This window comes from Psychrobacillus sp. 05T411 (genome assembly GCF_056396485.1).
On the sequence record NZ_JBFTLO010000004.1, the window covers coordinates 142453 to 160412 of the forward strand.

A 17960-nucleotide genomic window follows, 5' to 3' on the forward strand; every position below is an offset into this window, starting at 1 on the left:
ATTAAGACATGAATATGCGAATATTAACGCGCTCATGTTTCATCTGCGATATTTCTAATCCTGGCGCCACAGCCCCAAAATCGTCTTCTTCGAGAAGCGCTATCTTATCAACTGCTTCCCCGATGTGTGTTTGAAACTCTCTTAATAATTGTTGTCCGGCCGTTTGACCTAATGGAATGCCACGAACTGCATTTTGAACTAATCCTGAAATAGAGGAATAAAGAAACGCTGAAATCCCCATATTTTGAGGAACTTCCAACTGAAAAGCGATGATGGAGAATACAATAGCAGGGTGCGCAAATGACACACCTTCTGTTACACGTTGTCTATATGTTTGCAGGAGAGGGCTTGGATATAAATCTAAGCCTAAAGTGAGCATTCTCTCTCCCATTTTGTTCGTGCCTTCGCGCGTTTCACGAGCTAAGTTTTGAACCGTAATACGTCGGTCCAATTCCCATATTTTTTCGAAATCGTTCGTCGCTAATGCCTCGTAAACTAGTCTACTGGCAAGCCCATCTGAATAGACGAGTTGCTCATCTAAATACATTTTAAGCCACTTGGAAAAGCTTGTTTTATCATGCACTTTGTTTTCTTGAATATACGTTTCCAAGCCAAACGAATGACTAAATCCCCCAGTTGGCAAATTGGAGTCGCAAAGTTGAAACAAAGACAACAAGTAATTAGTCATGACTATGTCCAATATGTCGGAAGGCTTGTTTCACTTTTCGTTTCTCACGAGAGAAAGGAATCTCAAGTTGCTCTAATAACTCCTCTACCAAATAATCATATTGAACGAGCATTTGGTCTTCTTCAAACTGAGCAGGTAAATGTCTATTCCCTAATTGATGGGCGATGGTCCCCATCTCATGCATGCTCCGTGGCGAGATAATTAATAAATCATCCGGAAAAACTTCAATGATAATCATATTTTTCTCGTCCATGTACAGGACGTCGCCAGCTTGCAAATCCTTTGCTTCCTTTAAGCGAATTCCGATTTCTTTGCCATGGTCCGTCGTGACTCTTTGAATACGCTTAACAAGGTCACTACTTTCCAAATATATTTTTTCTTTATGTGTACTTTCTAAAACTTTTGGATCTATTTGATCGATATGTGTTATTACTTCTTCAATTATCATTTCGTCACCTCAGAATAGGAAATATCGTTGGCCCATTGGAACTGTATCCACCGGGTCACACGTTAGAAGCTCTCCGTTTACACGTACTTCATATGTTTCTGGATCTACGTCGATCTCTGGCGTTTCTCCATTTAGTTTCATATCTTTTTTCGTTAAATTACGAATACCATGTACAGGAAGAACTGTTTTTTGTAAACCAAGTTTTTCATGCACACCCGCTTCATATGCCGCAGTCGAAACAAATGTAATCGATGCTTTATATTTTGCTTTTCCCATCGTTCCGTACATAGGACGATAAAGAATAGGCTGTGGAGTTGGAATAGAGGCGTTGGCATCTCCCATTAAACTTTGTACCGCAATTCCACCTTTAAGAATCATGCTTGGTTTTACACCAAAAAATCTTGGTTCCCATAAAACCAAATCTGCAAATTTCCCTACTTCAATAGATCCTACATAGTCGGAAATTCCGTGTGCGATAGCAGGATTAATCGTATATTTTGCAACATATCTCTTTACACGATTGTTGTCGCCGATTCCTTTGTCGTTTTCAAATTTTCCGCGTTGTTTTTTCATCTTGTCCGCTGTTTGCCATGTACGAATGAGCACTTCTCCGATACGTCCCATTGCTTGAGAGTCCGAACTAGTTATACTAAAAACACCCAAGTCTTGTAGAATATCTTCCGCAGCAATTGTTTCCGCCCGAATACGAGAATCTGCAAAAGCTACGTCTTCTGGGATATCAGGGCTTAAGTGATGACAAACCATTAACATATCTAAATGCTCATCAATTGTATTTACAGTAAAAGGAAGTGTAGGATTGGTAGATGCTGGTAATACATTCATCTGACTCGCTACTTTAATAATATCTGGGGCATGTCCACCGCCCGCACCTTCTGTATGGAACGTGTGAATCACTCGATCTTTGAATGCAGAAACTGTATTTTCTACAAATCCACCTTCGTTCAATGTATCCGTATGAATCGCCACTTGAACGTCGTATTCGTCCGCTACTTTTAACGACATGTCAATTGAAGAGTATGTTGCCCCCCAGTCTTCATGCACTTTCAAGCCAATTGCTCCTGCACGGATTTGCTCAGCAAGCGGTTCTTCTGCCGCCGCATGACCTTTACCTAAGAAACCAACATTGATCGGCATATCTTCTGCCGCTTCTAGCATTCGATGCATATGCCATTCACCTGGGGTTACCGTCGTTGCTTTCGAACCTTCAGCAGGTCCAGTTCCCCCTCCGATTAACGTCGTAAGTCCAGCAGTTAATGCCGTCTCGATTTGTGCCGGGTTAATGAAATGCACATGTGTATCAATACCACCAGCTGTCAATATTTTATGTTCACCGGCAATTATTTCTGTAGATACACCGATTACGATATCTACATTATCCATTAATAATGGATTTCCAGCTTTTCCTATCGCGACGATTTTACCATCACGAACTGCTACATCCGCTTTGTAAATTCCTGTATAATCTAAAACAATAACATTTGTAATAACTAAATCTGGAATACCTTCATCACGTGTTGCAAGAGGATGACTCCCCATTCCATCACGAATTACTTTTCCTCCACCGAACACAACTTCTTCACCATAAGTTGTGTAGTCTTTCTCAATTTCGATAAAAAGTTCAGTATCCGCTAGACGAACAGCATCCCCGGTTGTTGGACCGTACATAGAAGCATACTGTTGTCTTGACATTTTGAAACTCATCGTATTACCCCCGATCTAATGATCCTTCAGTTTTATTATTCAATCCATAAACGCGTCTTTCTCCACCGAAAGCGACAAGTCCTATTTCTTTTGGATCTCCCGGTTCAAAACGTACAGCCGAACCTGCTGGGATATTCAAACGAAACCCAAAAGCCTCTTGTCGGTCAAATTCAATCCATGAGTTAATCTCAAAGAAATGAAAATGCGAACCAACTTGTATTGGTCGATCTCCATTATTTACGACTGATATTATTTTCGTCTCTTTTCCTTCATTACAAATAATATCGTCTTCTTTTAAAACGTATTCTCCAGGTATCATGTCGAAATCCTCCTTATTAACGAATTGGTGAATGTACGGTAACAAGCTTTACGCCATCTGGGAATGTGGCCTCCACTTGCACATCGTCGATCATCTCCGGAACACCGTCCATCACATCTTCCGCTGATAAAATAGTGGCACCATAAGCCATTAGTTCAGCTACCGTTTTTCCATCGCGAGCACCCTCTAATATTTCGTACGTAATTAGTGATACTGCCTCCGGATGATTCAGCTTTAAGCCTCTTTCTTTTCGACGTCTTGCTAAATCTGCTGCAACGACGATTAATAATTTTTCTTGTTCGCGCGGTAACAAATGCACGGCATTTCCTCCAATCTTAAAAATGAAATAGGTTTATCTCATTTTATACTCACAATCGTAATTTGAAAATAATGTTTTCGGACAATATTTGCACACTTCCCTGTAATCTGAAAATTTTCGATTTTGTATGAAAAGTACATTTTTAATTTTTACAATAAGTAGCATCTTTCATTGGTAAGTTTAGGTTAATCAATTAAGATTTATACAGTAAAAAAAGACCCCCATAAAAGGTGCGGAGTTCTTTTGGTCAAATTTAGTGGATTTAGAAGAAGCTTGCCCATCAAATAAGCAAGCAGGGGAAGGTAATGTAACTTTTCATCTTTACAGATTATCTATACGTGTACGTTTGTCTGAAAAAAAATTTCAACTACAATTCTCATTATAATAATTGTTGTTCATAAAGTCTATTTAATAATTCGTTGATAGAAAGAAAGACAGCACATTGGCTGTCTTATGAAATATATGGTCCCAGTTTTTTTAACACTGCAGCTTCCACTTCATCTGAAAGGATTTCTTCCGTAAGATGCCCAGGTTTTGGATGAAACCAACTAATTTCTCCGTCTTTAAAGTGACCCTTGAATATACTATCATCCATATTGAAACTAAATTCAATGACTTCGTGAGGCAAGCCTTCGAAAATTCTTTCAATTTGAAAATTATCCATCATTATAAATATTCCTAGCTCTTGTTCTATTTTTTTCAGCACTGCTTCCTCTATCTCATGGGGAAGCACATCTTCTACAAGCTGCTCAGGCTTGGGATGAAACCAATTAATTTCCCCATCTTTATAATGACCTTTGAATGTATTGTTTTTAAAAGAGAAACTAAATTCGATTATATTATGGGGCAGGCCTCCAAAAATTTCTTTTTCATATTGAAAATTTTCTATCATAAAAACCCTCCTCTCTACATTTTCATAATTTACTTATTCAATTATACCCCTTTTTTATATATAAAACCCTCCTTTTAATATTTTATCAGTTAATTTATCTAAGTAAGTTGGCAGTTTTTCACAAATATTATCGAAGTTTTTTATGTTAAATTAATACGTAACTTATAAGTCTATCGATAATCAAAATGTAATCGAATTGAAACATACTATACGTTTATATTCCCTTAATATAGGTTACATAAACATATAGAATGATGCTTTGGAGGAAATTGTATGTCGCAAAAAAGATTAGCATGGGTGGATGTTACCAAAGGGTTTTTGATGATTCTTGTGGTCATCGGTCATTATCCTGGAGAACTAAATGTCCCATTCATCAAATATATTTACTGGTTTCATATGCCCGCTTTCTTCTTGTTAAGTGGTATATTTTTCAAAGAAATAAAAGATGATCAAAACACTAAAGTAACGATAAAGAAAAGATTTATGCAGTTAATGGTACCGTATCTATTTTTCCTATTTATTATTACAGCAGTTCGTTATAGTATGGAACTAGCTTTAGGCAACTTTGAGTTATCTTGGTATTTACAAGACCTATGGAAGCTAGTTATCGGAGGACGTTTTGTAAGAGGTGCCTACGGAGTTTTTTGGTTTGTAACGACCTTATTTTTCACCTATTTATTGTTCATTTGGATGACCAAATATTTAAGTCGTGTAAAACAAATCATACTACTTGTTATTTTCTATTTAGTAGCCCATTTAGAAAGTATTTTTGCTATGCATGTTATTAATGGAGCTCCAGCAGAAGCTGCTCAAACGATTCCAATGTTATGGAATTTAGATGTAGTGTTAATGGCAATCGTCTATTTTTCCCTTGGTTATTATGCCAAATCTATTTGGATGAATATAAAGCTTCCCTGGTTATTTGGTGCACTCGTAGTAGTATTTGGTGCAGTTGCTACAGATTATGTAGGTTTGATTGATTATCATCTGAGCATGAAGTTTTTACGCTATGACCATTTGGTGCTTGACTTAGTGATCCCAATGGCCTTTATCTTTGTCATTCTTGGTCTTTTCCAAAGGCTACCAACCATTCTACCGTTAGAATGGTTGGCGAAAGTGGAGAAACACTCGATTGCCATTATGTATTTGCATATTTTCACAGATATCGTGATGAACGATTATTTCCATTATGGATTAATTGGATTTACAACATTCGGTTTGGCTATTCCAATTATCGCATCCGTTGCTATTCAAAAATTAATCCCATATGGTAAGTTTTTTCTTGGAGATATTCGCGCAAAAAAACCAATTCATTTATAAAAGTTAACCTCTTCCTTGCTTCGGAAGAGGTTAACTTTTTTTTACAATGCATGATATTTTTTCACCCGCTTATCGAATCCAACAAGCTTTTGAACCCCTAAACACTTCAGCATATCTACATTCACAACCGTGAATTTCCCTAAATCGTCTGGATAATGAGAATCCGAAGACACAGTAAACTCCACTCCACGTTCCACTAAAACCTTCACAAAATCAGGTCCAGGGCACATTTCTTTCACCGGATAGCGATAATAAAGCCCAGCATTCACTTCCGTTGCAGTCCCTGTTTCCACTAGTGCATCCGCAATCCGTTTATACCAAGTCATTCTAAAATCCATTTCATCCACTTGAAAATTGAACACTTTCAAATTATCCAAATGCGCTACAAAATCAAACAGCTCCGAACGAATTGCATTTTCCACCATCGTAAAAAATTGCTCATACAATGCTTTCAAATCGACAGTTTCAAATTTCTCCACCGTTTGCGGATTATCGAACCCCCAGCCATCTACAAAATGAACCGACCCAATCACATAGTCCCATGGATACTCACTTAATAGCTCTGTAAGCTCAGACTCGCATCCAACAAAATAATCCGCTTCGATTCCTAATTTTAACTCGACGCCTTCACTGCGCCATTTCTTTTTTGCTCGCAAAATTGTATGTACAAAATCATGCATATTTTCTGTCATCACGCTGTCCAACCAATAACGTTGTAGCTGTCCTAAATCCGTTTCATCCAAAATCATATTTTTTTCAAAATACGCTCTCGTCTCGTGAAAACGATATAAATGATCAACAATACCAACTTGCTTCAATCCCAGCTGTTTTGCTCGCATTAAGTACAAATCTAGCCACTCTTCACTATAACAACCTTGATCTAATCTATTTTTCAACGCATTTATTTGCCAAGTTAGAAATTCCTTCGAGCCTTTTTCCAATCCGTCTGGCGAATGAAAAGCGGTAATTGCTTGAGAAGTTCGCTCCAACCAACGAAATGAATACGGACCTTCTTCCAAATGTACATGATAATCCATTTTCATTTACACTTACCTCCATCTACCACTGTCCAATTTCCTTCAAACTCTGTCCAATTAGAAGGACGTGCTTCATTACAAATTACTTCCGAAACGTCATTCAAACTACATATGGTATAAAAAGACTTTTTATTTAACTTCATAGTATCCGCTAACAATATGCGACAATAACTATTTTCTATCATCTTTGCAGAAACAAGTGATTCATCCAAATCGTAATCATAAACGATCCCTTCATCGATTCCTCCACAAGATAAAAATGCTTTATCCAAATTCATGCGGCTTAGCCATTCTAATGTCATGGCTCCAGAAACAGAAGATTGTTCTGGATTCGTCGTCCCTCCAAGTAAAATTACTTTCCCAGTCATTCTTTTTTCTTCTAAGGCTACGTTGAATCTTATCGCGGCAGAAATGGAATTTGTTACAACTGTTACATTACTCACTTCCACGAGAAAATCGGCAATATGGACAGTTGTCGTCCCAACATCTACCGCAATCGTATCGCCGTCCTTAATACGCGCTGCTGCAACACGAGCTATTTCACGTTTTGCCTCTTTTTGCATATCCATTTTCCGCAAATACTCCGGCTCTTTTCGTAAATTAATAAACTTCACAGCACCACCATGCACTCTTGTTAACAAATGCTGTTCCTCCAGCTCATCAAAATCACGACGAATTGTTTCTGGTGCCACATTCAACTCTTCTGCAATAACAGAGACCACTATTTTCCGATCAAATTCTAGCTTACTTAAAATATGTTCAAAACGCTCTAATTTGGAAAAAGTCATAATAGGGCAACCACATCTTCTGGTGATACATAGCATTCATATGTATTGCCAATTACTACCGAAGCATCTCGATCATGTAACTGCTCTACGGAAAAAGTACGTTCCCCTACTTGAAAAACAGTTCGAATGACATTTCCACTCATCACAGCTTCTTTCGCAATACCTGTAAAAGGTAAATCTCCCGCATTCGCTTTCAAATGGATGGCCTCTGGACGAATCGCAAACTTTTCCCGTTCACCAGGTAATTTGCCGCCGATCATTTGCTCCAATTCTTTCCTTGTAAATACATTGTAATGCCCGATGAAATTTGCAACGAATTCACTTTTTGGTTTCGTATAAATCTCTGTTGGAGTACCTTCCTGCGCAATTTCTCCTTTATTCATCACGAATATTTTATCCGACACTGCCATCGCTTCTTCTTGATCATGTGTCACCAGGACCATTGTCATGCCAAGCTCTGTTTGAATCGAACGTAGATCTGCTTGTAACTTTTTACGAATTTGCGCATCTAATGCACTTAATGGTTCATCTAAAAGCAATACTTTTGGACGTACGATCAATGCTCTTGCTAAGGCAACCCTTTGCTGCTGTCCTCCAGATAATTCATGTGGAAAAGCATGCTCTTTGTCGGATAAATGTACGATTGCCAGCGCTTCTTTTACTTTTTGCTCTATTTCAATCGCGTTCATTTTTTTCATTTTTAACCCAAATGCGACGTTTTCCTTTACTGTCATATTCGGAAATAATGCGTAAGACTGAAACACCATTCCTACTTCTCTATTTTTCGGTTGGATATTGTTCATATTTTTTCCTTCGATATTCACGACCCCTGAAGTAGCATCGGTTAAACCAGCGATAATACGTAAAATGGTACTTTTCCCGCAACCACTTGGACCGAGTAATGTCACAAACTCGCCTTCTTCAATCGTCATATCAATATTGGATAACACTGCATTCGTGCCATATGTTTTATGAAGATCTTCTATTACAAGATAACTCATGCTTTTGCCACCCCTTTTGATCGTTTCGTTAACATGGATATGATAAATGTTAAAATACCCATTAATACTAAGTAAACAAACACTACGCTACTCGCAATATGTCCGCTCGTACTTAACTTTTTCATCAAATAGATTTGAACCGTTTCAAATCGTGAACCAACTACTAGGTTGATCAAAACAAATTCGCCGAACAACACGGAAAATGATAATAATGCACCAGCAAACAGTCCCGGATATACAGCCGGTAATAACACCTTCGTAAAAGCTTGTGCTTTTGATGCACCTAATAATTCAGCAGCATCCAATAACTGTTTTGCATTCACACTGCGTAAACTATTTCGCGTCCCTTGATAAATGTAAGGTAATATACTAATCACATATACCCCAAGTACAGCTAATATCATGGGCACCCCAATATGCGCATACGCACGGATTAACCCGACCGCCAGTATGACACCTGGAAATGCATAGACCATTACAACTGCGGCTTGAATCCATTTCTCATACTTAGGAAAATAAAGTACGATGACAAAAATGGCAGGAACGATGAACAATAAAGCAAGTATTACAGCACCTCCAGAAAGTAGCACCGATCTTCCAAACGCCTCGATAAAACTAGCATCCTGGAATAAGGTAGCTATCCATTTAAAGGTTAGCCCTTCTGGTAACACCGTTTTGTTCCAATTAGTTGCAAACGAATAAAGCATCGTCGCTAAAATCGGGAGGAATAGATATAAAAGAAGAAAGACAAAGAATAGATCCGCAAAACCTCTCTTTTTCACTATAAATTCCTCCTTGTTTTCTTAATACTCCACTCACTTAATAGCATGGCGATAACCATTGTCACTCCGAGTAACACTGCAATCGCACTAGCGAGCTCTGGCTGTGCGAAAATATCCCCACTTAATAAGGCCCCAATTCGAATAGCGACTAAATTATAATTACTGCCAGTCAGTGCGTAGGCGGATGCATATGCACCCATTGCATTCGCAAACAACACACTAAATGTCCCAACAATTCCTGGAAGCATAATAGGAATACCAATTTTACGCCAAAATTGAAAGGTCGATGCTCCGAGTAATGCCGCTGCATCTCTCCACTGCTGCTGAATTCCATAGTAAATTGGATATAAAAGCATTAAGGAAAGAGGTAGCTGGAAGTAAATGTATACAAGTAGTAACCCACCCCAGCTATATAAAGAAAACGACGATAAGGAATCGATTCCCCATTTTTCAAATAACAGCGTAAACAAGCCACTGTTCCCTAACAACACGATAAAAGCAAAGGCTAATGGTATACCGGAGAAATTCGATGTCAAATTCGAAACCATTAAAATGCGCTCGCGAATCGGCTCTGAAAAACGCATGATCGCATACACTGCAAACAACGTTACAATTAGCGCAATAATAGCTGAAACAGCAGACAATGTAATACTATTTTTAAATCCCTGCAAAATATAACTACTCGTCAAAGCCTCTTGAAAATGACCGAGCGTAAAACCATCTCCGCTACTAAAACTTGAAATGACCATATATAACAATGGTACGATGAAAAATAACAAGACGAGCACTAAAAACGGCAATATCCATACGAACAATTGCTTTTTAGAAGTCAAAACAAAATCACTACTTCCTTTATCAAATTCGACTCGGCGAATTTGCTCCTGCGCAAGCTCGTCGCAGAAAACAGTGCGTCCAGATTTTTCTCGAGCTAACTCGAGAAATTCCTCTAAAAAATCTGTGACATCCGCCGGAGGCTTTAACTTCATTCATCAGGAGTTCACTAACTTCTGATGAATGAAGTTAAATAGAAAAGAGGCACTAGGCCTCTTTTTTTGTACGTGCACCATTCAGAAGAAGAGGAACCATTTCCTCTGAAGGCTCTATATCTAGTAATTGACAAACTAATGGTGCTACTTGTAGCTGCGAAACAATTCCTTCATAAATACCTGGCTTCACTAACTTCGACAATACAAACATCGGAACATGTCGATCCTCTATCGTATTTCCACCATGATTTCCATCGCTCGTCATTCCGTGATCCGCAGTCACCACGACCTCATATCCTTGCTCCAAACAGAGAGGAATGAACATGGAAAGAATTGCATCTACCGCTAATACACGATTACGATATTCCTTGGAATCCGCCGTAAACTTATGTCCATCATCATCCACATTCATCGGATGAATATACAGAAAATCAGGCTGTTTCTCATTCATTAGCCATGCTGCTTCAGCAAATAGATGACTATCTGGATAATGATCTTCGAAATAAAATAAGCCATTTTCAATCGGAAGATCGGTATCCAATTGAATACGATCTGCAAAATGATTAAAAGGAGCACGATTATATAGTTCACTTACCCAATGATAAGCAGCAGCAGCGGTTGTTTTCCCACTCTCTTTTGCTAAATGGAATATGCTTGTTTGATTGGATAAGCGAACTGTTGCATTACTTATGACCCCATGAATAATTGGTGGTGTCCCCGTTAAAATCGTCTCATATAGTGGACGAGATAATGATGGTACTTCTGAGCGCACTTCATAGCGCGCAGCAACACCTCTTTCCACTAAATGTTGCATAAATCCCATATGTGTACATGCTGTATCGTACCTAAGTGCATCTACAACTATAAGAACTACACGATTATTTGACATGGATTAACACCTGTTCTTGGTACATTTGTGGAATTTGTTTTGTTGTTTCTTCCCACGCTTTTTGATCACCAACTGGTTTTGCATTTGTATACATTTCTTCCGGCAATAATAAAGCTTCTACTTCTGCTGAAAGTTCTACGTTTTCACGGATTGGACGAGCATATCCTTTTGCCAGATTTTCTTGACCTGCATCTGATAAAATATATTCACGTGTTAACATTGCAGCATGTGGATTTTTTGCGTATTTATTAATAACAGTTGCATATCCAGAAATAACAGAACCCTCTTCTGGAATGACTACTTCAAAACGTGACTCATCAATTTGGTTACGGTAACCTAACGAGTTGAAATCCCACATAATTGCTACATCAATTTCGCCTTTTTCCAAGTTCGCAACAGTTGCGTCTCCTTGTAAACGACCTTGTTTGGCAAGCTCCGCGAAGAAATCAATTCCTGGTTGTAGGTTTTTCTCATCCCCACCATAAGCCATAGCTGCTGCTAAAATAGCAAACTGTGCTTGGTTTGCAGTAAGAGCATCTCCAATACTTACATTAAAGTCACCGTTTTTAATATCGTCCCAAGATTTAGGTGGATTTTTCACATTATTTGTATCTGTTAAAAAGGACATTGTTCCTGTATATCCAACAATCCAGTGGCCTTCATCGTCTTTTGCCCAATCTGGAATATCATCCCAATAAGAAGTTTTATAAGCTAATGTTAAATCTTTGTCTTTAGCAATCGGCCCAAATGCAATACCAACATCTCCGATATCAGCTGTAGCATCTTCCTTCTCGGCTTCAAACTTTGCAAGTTCTTCTGCACTCGACATGTCTGTATCTGTGTGTTTCAAGTTGTACTCAGTGCCAAGCTCTTTCCAAGTTTCCACCCAGTTGGCCCAAGTATCTGGCATACCTACCGAATTTACTGTACCTTCTTCTTTTGCTTTTGTTGTAATCTCATCTAACGATAAATCGTTGCCATTAACTATTGACTTGGCTGAACTATCTGAACAAGCCGCTAAAATAGAAACTGCTAATACACCGATTAAACTTTTCTTCCAAATTCGTTTAAAAGACATGAATGAAAACCTCCGCTTGTTTATGTTTGTTTTGATTTGCTTACAAGGATTATGTTACAAAACAAACATTAAGCAAGTATATGAGATTTAATAATGTTAAGTAAAAATTGTTGAGGTTTTGTGAAGGGGAGGTTGTGCAATATAGGGAAAGTTCGTCGTAGTGCGTTGACTAGTAATCGCTGTGATTTTCGCTGCTGGGCGGACGCTTTCCATGGGGCGAGCGATGAGCCTTCACCGCCGCTTGCGCGTACGTTGTGAAGTCTCATTTTGCTCACTTGATCCCATTGGAGTCGCCGCCAGCATCCAAAATCAATGGAAATTGCTAACTTATTCAGTATCGACTTGCTAAAAAACAAAACTTTTGCAGTTTTTCGACTGTGTGAATCCAATAAATGGCTTAGAGCAACCAATCGGTCATCGAAAGCAACCAATTCTATTCTGAAAGCAGTCAAATCAGCATGAGAGCAACCAAATTGCTGATGAAAGCAACTAATTTCTTACAATAGCAAGTTTACTTAAATTGAGACAACCATGATTTCGACATATTATAGGAATAATATGCCTAAAAGCCCGACGAACTCGCCTGGCTGGCAACTGCGCGACTAGTTTGTCGTGTTCAGCAGTCTTATTGTCACGTTCGAGGTGTGCATTGTCGTCTTCAAAGGCGAGATTGTCGTGTTCGTGGTCTATATTGTCCCGTTCAACCATTTATTGTTAATATTGGATCTCAGTAAGTTAGCATATTCCATTGATTTTCGTGAAAGGATGCCGACTCCAGCCGGATGAATGGGCAGATGAGACTTCACATCGCACGCGCTAGCGTCGGTGCTGGCTCATCGCTCACCCGGCGGAAAGCGTCGATCCTGTAGCGAAAATCTTAGTGGATACTTCTTTCTCTTTAAGACGCATCATTTCTAAAAATTTCCATTCTTTATCGGTGAGAGAAAGTTATCCACATAACATATATTCGATAGCTTCTTATAGTACAAAAAAATCCAGGCTTGAAACGCATAACAATCGTCTCAAACCTGGAGCTATTTATTATTAATGAAAGACAATTGTTTTATTCCCTTCCACAATTATGCGGTTCTCTAAATGCCATTTCACTGCTTTAGCAAGTACCCGTCTCTCAATTTGGCGCCMAATTTTCTTTAAATGAACGACATTATCTCGATGGTCCACTCGTTCCACGTCCTGCTCAATAATCGGTCCCTCGTCTAGATTATTCGTCACATAATGGGAAGTAGCCCCGATTAATTTCACACCGCGTTCATATGCTCGCTCATAGGGTCCTGCACCAATAAACGCAGGCAAAAAGGAATGGTGAATATTAATGATTCGACTCTCAAAGCGGCTCACAAAATCTGGAGTCAAAATTTGCATATATCTTGCTAGAATTAATAAGTCGACTTCATACTTGTCCATCAAACGCGTTTGCTCTTCCTCTACCTGTTTCCTAATATCTTTATTTGCAGGAATGTAATAGAAAGGAATTCCCAATGACTCTACGAGAGGACGAGCATCTTCGTGATTACTAATAACAATGACAATATCCGTATCAAGATCACCATTTTGCCATTCCCACAAAAGCTCCATCAAGCAGTGCGTTTCTTTTGAAACAAATATTGCAGAACGCTTTCGCTCATTACGATAAGAAAAATCGTAATCCATTCCGTGAATGGCCGCAATATCGCGAAAATTATGTTCCATTTTTTCCTTCTCGTTTAGCAAGTTCTCTCGATGATACTCAATCCGTATAAAAAAGATTCCGTTTTCCGGGTTACTTGAATATTGGCTTGATTCGATAATATTAGATTGGTGATTATGTAAGAATGTAGATAGAATGGATACTATCCCTGGTTTATCAGGACATTTAACTAACAAACACCCTCTATTTTCTAGTTGTTTATGTTCTTGCTTCGAGTTCACTTTAACCTGTGTATTAATAGACATAAAAGCACATCCCCCAAACTACTTATCAGTTTTCTAATTATGCACTATTATTAAAATATTCTCAATACCACTTTTCATATAAAAAATCCTATGCAAAGCGCTTTGCATAGGATTCCTCTCTTAATTGAGTACTTTAAGTTTTACCTTTTTGACTCCCCATTCCATCGCACTATCATAAGAAGGAATGAATACATCAATTTTATGTCCTTTAATAGCCCCACCTGTATCACCAGCAATAGCCTCTCCATACCCTTCCACCCAAACCTTTGTGCCGAGTGGAATAATTTTTGGATCTACGGCTATCACTTTCTGATTCGGATTGGAACGCAAATCAATTCCATATGCCGTCGTTCCGGAACATCCTGGACAGTAGGCAGTATAAGCAGTCGCTGTAACTGTCAGTTCATTCGCCACCTGCGCTTCTTCCACTTCTACTTTTTCTTCCTTCACTTCCGGCACTTCGACTGGTGGGGATGTCACAATTGGGGTGGATACTGCCGCCACCTTCCGATCAGGTTTCTTATGAACGGTCTCTAATTCCAAGCCCGTACCGCTCACAATCAGTTCATCCCCAGGGTGTATAGTATTTCCAGATATATTATTCCACTCAATCAATGACTCTAGTGAAATATTATGGTTCAGCGCGATTCGAAACAAATTATCCCCTTCCGTGACCTTATAAGTTTCATGCTCTTCCTCCAGTTCCATCGGCGGATAATTGACTAATCCTAAATCTAAAGCATATTGGAATGGCAAATCATATTCTTCTGGAAAACCATAAAAAGTCTCGAAATCGCCTCCTCCTGTTCCTAAAGGGGCAGGATCGGCCGCTTGTGTTACGGTGTTCATCGAGAATGCTATAAGCACCGTGAACAATAATGTTCTAAACTTCAAAATAATACTCCTCCTTTACAAGTAAACTGTGAAACATTTTTATTACGACACAGTCTTGCCCAAAAACTTCGAAAAACAAACATTCTAATTAAATAAAAAGAAGCCATCCTCTAAAACAACTAAAATCTGTTTTAGAAAATGGCTCTATATTCTAAACAATTACAATGTAAGAAAATAGAAATTTAGTAGAAATTAATGGCGAAGGGAGACTAACTTACTTATGAGGGCAAACGGTTCTATGAAGTAAACAATCAAATAGAACACCAGCAACTAGTTCGCTCACAAAAGGAATCAGTCTTCCATAGTAATAAGTAAACTATGGTAAAGATAGCTCCTTAAAAGCGCGTGGTGGAATTATTTTCTTTTATTAGTTACAAAATGGCGAAGGGCGACCAATTTACTCATGAGAGCAACCAGTTCCAAGAGAACAGCAACCAAATCGAGCACTTAAGCAACCAATTCACTCGCGAAGGCAACCAGTCTCCCACAAAACAAAAGAGCTGCCAAAGCAGCTCTTCCTCAAACTTGCATATTCTCAATAATAGTTGCAATGCCCATACCGCCCGCGATACATAGCGTCACTGCACCATATTTCTTACCAGTACGTTCTAACTCATGCACCAACTTGGTCAATAAAATTGCACCAGTTGCACCAATTGGATGCCCCATCGCAATAGCTCCACCATTTGGGTTCACTTTGCTAAACTCGAGACCTAACTCATTCACACATGCAACGGCTTGTGAAGCGAACGCTTCGTTCAATTCCACCACATCTAGATCTGCTATCGTTAGGTTAGTCTGCTTCAATGCTTTTTGTATCGCATAAACAGGACCCATTCCCATCAACTCAGGTGCACAACCAACCGAAGCTTGAGCGATAATTCTTGCTTTTGGTTTGTAACCGCGATTTAATGCTTCGTCTTCAGACATTACTAATAATGCCGCTGCTCCATCATTGCGACCACTCGCATTTCCTGCGGTTACCGTGCCGCCTTCTTTGAAGACTGGCTTAAGTGTTGCAAGCTTCTCTAAAGTTGTTTCTCTTGGATGCTCATCCACTTTAAACTCTACAATACCTTTACGAGTCTTCACTGGATAAGGAGCGATTTCTTTTTCAAAATAGCCTTTTTCAATCGCATTTTTCGTTTTTTCCTGACTGCTTAATGCGAATTCATCTTGCGCATCTCTTGAAATCCCGTACTTTTCTGCGACGTTTTCCGCTGTAATTCCCATGTTTAAGTCGCCATAAGTTTCCCTTGGCTGGGAGCCTGGTTGACTTGCGGTATTTGGATCTTTCAGCGAAACATCCCCAGACTTTGTACCAAAGCGCACACTATTTACATAGTAAGGCGCAGTACTCATTGACTCTGCCCCACCCGCAATAATAATATCACTTAGTCCTGTTTGAATCTGTTGCATCGCAGAGTTTACTGCTTGCACGCCTGATCCACATTGACGGTGGATGGTATACCCAGGAATCTCTACAGGAATGCCTGCACGAAGCATGGCAACTCTTGCTAAGTTGGATACATCCGCACTTTGTTTTGCCTGTCCCAAAATGACTTCCTCGACTGCAGTTTTATCTAGATTTGTACGACGTATTAATTCTTCTATTACATGTGCCCCTAAGAAGTCTACTGTCTCATTGCCAATGCTACCACCAAGTTTTCCTATTGCTGTACGAACTGCATCTACGATTACTACATTTTTCATCTTCTCATCTCCACCTTAAAGACTTCTCGCATAGTGTTTTACTTTTTCGCGATCAATTTCTACTCCGAAACCTGGTCCGTTCGGTATAACTACTTCAAAGTTTTCGTATTTAATAGGTTCCAATGTAAGATCATCTTTAAATAATAAAGGTCCAAATATTTCTGTGCCGAATTTCATCTCTGGAATTGTGGCATACAACTGTGCACAAATAGCTGTTCCTAAACTCGACTCAATCATCGTGCCACCATACAATCCAATTCCTGCTGCTTCTGCGATGCCCGCGACTTTCTTTGTTTGCGTTAATCCCCCTGCTTTACAAGGTTTCAGTGCAATGCAATTCCCTGCACGATGCTTAGAAATTTGAAACACATCTTGTATACTGTTTGCAGCTTCGTCTGCCATAATCGGCACTTTGAAACGAGAAGTCAACCTTGCCATTCCTTCATAATTCCAAGTTGGGAGCGGTTGTTCTACCATCGAAACGCCACCATCCTCTAATGCAGCGATACAATAATTGGCCGTATCCTCATCCCATGCTTGATTGACATCGACAGTAACGCGCGCCTCGTCTCCAACTGCTTTTTTAATCTCACGAACATGCTCCACATTTTTAAATGGATCGCCTTTTCCGATTTTCAACTTGAAAATATTATGACGTTTTTGATGCAAAAATTCTTTCGCTTCTTCAATATCTTTTGCTGTATTCCCACTTGCTAGCGTCCATGCAATTGGCAATGAAGTATGGATTTGTCCACCAAATAATTCAAAGGCTGCCACTCCTTTACTACGTGCGGCTAAATCGATAATTGCTGCTTCCACAACTGTTTTAGCAAAATTATTGCCTCTAACTTGCTTCGAAACTTCATGCATAATCTTGTCAAAGTGAATAGGATTTTTTCCAATAACTAGTGGCGCAATATACGTATCAATATTTGCTTTAATCGCTTCAGGTGTAGACTCCCCGTAAGAAGCTCCACCAATAGTTGCTACTTCGGACCAACCTTCTCGTCCTTCTTCATCCGTGACACAGCCTACAACAACCGATTGGGAGACAATCGTATGCATCGCCAATTGATGCGGGCGAATCGTTGGTAAATCTACTATATAAACTTCAAAAGAATGTATTTTCAT

General features: G+C 39.2%; 18 protein-coding genes. 1 reads left to right on the plus strand and 17 read right to left on the minus strand.

What is annotated here, in order from left to right:
- Position 1: 1 nt before the first annotated feature.
- The 6 genes from AC1DFT_RS04830 to AC1DFT_RS04855 form a co-directional block, all read right to left on the minus strand.
- Positions 2-688 carry an urease accessory protein UreF gene (locus AC1DFT_RS04830; RefSeq protein ID WP_477918056.1) on the minus strand — a complete coding sequence of 229 codons (687 nt, stop codon included), beginning with the start codon at positions 686-688 and terminating at the stop codon, positions 2-4.
- A complete protein-coding gene (gene ureE, locus AC1DFT_RS04835) occupies positions 681-1136 on the minus strand; it encodes an urease accessory protein UreE (protein ID WP_477918057.1) in 456 nt (151 codons plus the stop codon). Before ureE ends, AC1DFT_RS04830 begins: the two co-directional genes overlap by 8 nt.
- A gap of 9 nt (positions 1137-1145) precedes the next feature.
- Complete coding sequence (gene ureC, locus AC1DFT_RS04840; RefSeq protein ID WP_477918058.1) at positions 1146-2858, minus strand: urease subunit alpha; 1713 nt, start codon at positions 2856-2858, stop codon at positions 1146-1148.
- Positions 2859-2862: 4 nt separating this feature from the next.
- Positions 2863-3177, minus strand: a complete 315-nt coding sequence (locus AC1DFT_RS04845; protein WP_477918059.1) for an urease subunit beta — start codon at positions 3175-3177, stop codon at positions 2863-2865.
- Between the two features lie 16 nt (positions 3178-3193).
- Complete coding sequence (locus AC1DFT_RS04850) at positions 3194-3496, minus strand: urease subunit gamma (protein ID WP_142539785.1); 303 nt, start codon at positions 3494-3496, stop codon at positions 3194-3196.
- Positions 3497-3947: 451 nt separating this feature from the next.
- Positions 3948-4388, minus strand: coding sequence for a DUF5342 family protein (locus tag AC1DFT_RS04855; protein WP_477918060.1), 441 nt, complete (start codon positions 4386-4388; stop codon positions 3948-3950).
- Between the two features lie 273 nt (positions 4389-4661).
- Between AC1DFT_RS04855 and AC1DFT_RS04860 the strand changes: the two genes are divergently transcribed.
- Positions 4662-5708 carry an acyltransferase family protein gene (locus tag AC1DFT_RS04860; RefSeq protein WP_477918061.1) on the plus strand — a complete coding sequence of 349 codons (1047 nt, stop codon included), beginning with the start codon at positions 4662-4664 and terminating at the stop codon, positions 5706-5708.
- Between the two features lie 41 nt (positions 5709-5749).
- Here the strand turns inward: AC1DFT_RS04860 and AC1DFT_RS04865 are convergent, their stop codons facing one another.
- The 11 genes from AC1DFT_RS04865 to AC1DFT_RS04915 form a co-directional block, all read right to left on the minus strand.
- Positions 5750-6751: a histidinol phosphate phosphatase domain-containing protein gene (locus AC1DFT_RS04865; RefSeq protein WP_477918062.1), complete on the minus strand. Its 1002-nt coding sequence runs from the start codon at positions 6749-6751 to the stop codon at positions 5750-5752.
- Entirely contained in the window at positions 6748-7533 is a 786-nt protein-coding gene (locus AC1DFT_RS04870; protein WP_477918063.1) for a DeoR/GlpR family DNA-binding transcription regulator, read from the minus strand. The genes AC1DFT_RS04865 and AC1DFT_RS04870 overlap by 4 nt, the downstream gene beginning before the upstream one ends.
- Positions 7530-8534 (minus strand): ABC transporter ATP-binding protein, encoded by a 1005-nt coding sequence (locus AC1DFT_RS04875; protein WP_477918064.1) that lies wholly within the window; start codon positions 8532-8534, stop codon positions 7530-7532. Before AC1DFT_RS04875 ends, AC1DFT_RS04870 begins: the two co-directional genes overlap by 4 nt.
- A complete protein-coding gene (locus AC1DFT_RS04880; RefSeq protein WP_477918065.1) occupies positions 8531-9316 on the minus strand; it encodes an ABC transporter permease in 786 nt (261 codons plus the stop codon). The genes AC1DFT_RS04875 and AC1DFT_RS04880 overlap by 4 nt, the downstream gene beginning before the upstream one ends.
- Positions 9316-10149, minus strand: coding sequence for an ABC transporter permease (locus AC1DFT_RS04885; protein ID WP_477918090.1), 834 nt, complete (start codon positions 10147-10149; stop codon positions 9316-9318). Before AC1DFT_RS04885 ends, AC1DFT_RS04880 begins: the two co-directional genes overlap by 1 nt.
- Positions 10150-10354: 205 nt before the next feature.
- On the minus strand, positions 10355-11191 hold the full coding sequence (locus AC1DFT_RS04890) for an alkaline phosphatase family protein (protein WP_477918066.1): 837 nt from the start codon (positions 11189-11191) through the stop codon (positions 10355-10357).
- The gene (locus AC1DFT_RS04895; protein ID WP_477918067.1) at positions 11181-12269 is read right to left on the minus strand and encodes an ABC transporter substrate-binding protein; all 1089 of its coding nucleotides are present in this window, start codon (positions 12267-12269) and stop codon (positions 11181-11183) included. Before AC1DFT_RS04895 ends, AC1DFT_RS04890 begins: the two co-directional genes overlap by 11 nt.
- Before the next feature lie 1044 nt (positions 12270-13313).
- Entirely contained in the window at positions 13314-14216 is a 903-nt protein-coding gene (gene purU / locus AC1DFT_RS04900) for a formyltetrahydrofolate deformylase (RefSeq protein ID WP_477918091.1), read from the minus strand.
- 126 nt (positions 14217-14342) lie between these two features.
- Positions 14343-15116, minus strand: a complete 774-nt coding sequence (locus AC1DFT_RS04905) for a 3D domain-containing protein (protein WP_477918068.1) — start codon at positions 15114-15116, stop codon at positions 14343-14345.
- A gap of 519 nt (positions 15117-15635) precedes the next feature.
- Positions 15636-16829, minus strand: a complete 1194-nt coding sequence (locus AC1DFT_RS04910) for a thiolase family protein (RefSeq protein WP_477918069.1) — start codon at positions 16827-16829, stop codon at positions 15636-15638.
- Positions 16830-16844: 15 nt separating this feature from the next.
- Positions 16845-17960, minus strand: coding sequence for a muconate cycloisomerase family protein (locus tag AC1DFT_RS04915; RefSeq protein WP_477918070.1), 1116 nt, complete (start codon positions 17958-17960; stop codon positions 16845-16847).